General features: G+C 68.4%; 2 protein-coding genes and 1 pseudogene. 1 reads left to right on the top strand and 2 read right to left on the bottom strand.

Features of this window, described 5'->3' with window-relative positions; translation table 11 throughout:
• Window positions 1–514: 514 nt before the first annotated feature.
• Window positions 515–1,084, bottom strand: a complete 570-nt coding sequence (locus ABZX37_RS49285; protein ID WP_354751261.1) for a DUF305 domain-containing protein — start codon at window positions 1,082–1,084, stop codon at window positions 515–517.
• Between the two features lie 58 nt (window positions 1,085–1,142).
• On the bottom strand, window positions 1,143–1,517 hold the full coding sequence (locus ABZX37_RS49290) for a hypothetical protein (protein WP_354751262.1): 375 nt from the start codon (window positions 1,515–1,517) through the stop codon (window positions 1,143–1,145).
• A 214-nt stretch (window positions 1,518–1,731) separates the two neighbouring features.
• On the opposite strand from ABZX37_RS49290, the pseudogene ABZX37_RS49295 reads away from it, so the two are divergent.
• Window positions 1,732–1,976: pseudogene (locus ABZX37_RS49295) on the top strand (superoxide dismutase); the annotation flags it as partial.

A 1,976-nucleotide genomic window follows, 5' to 3' on the forward strand; every position in this document is an offset into this window, starting at 1 on the left:
CGCGGGCGCCCCGGTCCGCGACGCTGGACGCGTTCCTCAGCGGGCAAGCGGACTCGCACCGCGTACTCGCACCGCGAAGGTCCGTGAAGGGCTCCTTGAAGGAATCAGATTCCCTCAAGGAGCCCTTCACGGACCTCCACAGTGCCGGGCCGGGTCCACCGGCGGAAGTCCTTCACCGCAAGACAGCCGGTCTAGCGGTTTGGCGACCGTCTGCGACTCAGTGCACCCGAGCCGCTGGACGTTTCGGCGGCTCGGCGCTGGCGCGAGTTGCTTCGGCTGATGCGGCGGTCCCGACGGGAGGAAGTCGCCGGGTTAACGCCGTGCCTCGCGAGCGAGTCGGTGGCGGCTCGCCCGCGAGGGCTCAGTCAGCACGGCGGCACTGACCGCGGCCAGTCTCGCCGCAAACCGCAGGCCGCGGACGCCGGGAAAAGCGGGCCCCACCCAGAAAGGTCAGCGCCATACCCGAGAAGCAAGGCACCGGAGCCGTCCAACTGACCCCGGTGCCTCACCCGGATCAGCTCTTCACCAACCCCTGCATCTCGGCGATCTCCGCCTGCTGAGCGTCGATGATCCGCTGCGCCAGAGCCTTGGCCCCGGCATCCGCGCCCTGGGCCAGTTCCGTCTTCGCCATCTCGACCGCGCCCTGATGGTGCTTGACCATCATGTCCAGCCACGACCGGTCGAACGCCGGGCCCTTCGCGGCGTCCAGGCTCTTCATGTCGGCGTCGGACATCATGCCGGTCATCGTGTGGTCGCCGGACATCTCGTGGCCGCCGGGCATGGAGTGGCTGGCGGGCGCCGCGCCCCAGGCGGTCAGCCAGCCTTGCATTTGCCGGATTTCCGGGTCCTGCGCGCGGTCGATCCGGCCGGCCAGGTCGACGACCTTCGGGTTGCTGCTGCGCGACGGCACCATTTTCGCCATTTCCAGCGCCTGCTGGTGGTGCGAGATCATCTGCTGGGCGAACGTGACATCAGCGGCGTTGTGCCCCGCCTGCGCACTGGGCGCGGGGGATTCGGGGCCGCCGCACGCGCCGAGCAGGAGCGAAGCGGCCAGCACCGCGCCGGTGAAAAAGATTTTGCGCACGAAAAAACCTTCTCTCAAAAGGAAAATTGCGAAGAAAGACCGGAGCGAGAGCTGCCGATCAGGTGCGCAACACACAGAGAGAAGTCAAGACGAGCCGGCCCCGTCTGTCGGGCGGGCGGTCGGCGGCGGGGGACCCGCGAGTGCCGTCGAAAACCGCTTTTACGGCGGGGTAGCTGCGGAAGGCCAGCAGGCCGAGGACCAGTGCGCCAGCGGCGTACAGGACGGCCAGGCAGAGGTGCAGCATCGAGTGTTCGCCAGCGGGCATGCCGGAGTCCGCGGCCGGTGCCGCGTCGTGCGATTGGACGACGGACATCTCGCTCGTCATGGCATGCCCGGCGCTGGGGGAGGGCACGTGGTGCATCACGGCGATGCCCAGCGCCAGCGCGAACAGCAGCAGCACCCGCTGCACGCTGCCGAGCCGGGACGTCGCCATGGGACCAACCGTACCGGGCGCCGGGGAATCGACGCGGGCCGGACAAACCGGTCACGCTGAGTGGTCGGCCGGAGGGCCCAGTACTGGAAGTTGAACCTTCACTCAACCAGGTTCCAGCCCGTGGCGCCGAGGCTGCCCCCGCTCGCCCGGGACGCGGGTGTGCTACTAGGTTCGAGGGGGCAAGACTTGATGTCGAAGACAGAAGGAGGGCCCCATGGCCCGGTACGAGCTGCCCGAACTCGACTACGACTACGGTGCCCTCGCGCCGCACATCTCCGGCGAGATCAACGAGCTGCACCACAGCAAGCACCACGCGACCTACGTCAAGGGCGCCAACGACACCCTCGACAAGATCGCCGCGGCCCGCGAGGCGGGCGATTTCGGGTCGATCGTGGGCCTGGAGACGACGCTGGCGTTCAACCTGGCCGGGCACGCCAACCACGTGGTGTGGTGGAAGAT

The organism is Amycolatopsis sp. NPDC004079, from assembly GCF_040610415.1.
Classification (GTDB): Bacteria; Actinomycetota; Actinomycetes; order Mycobacteriales; family Pseudonocardiaceae; genus Amycolatopsis; species Amycolatopsis halotolerans.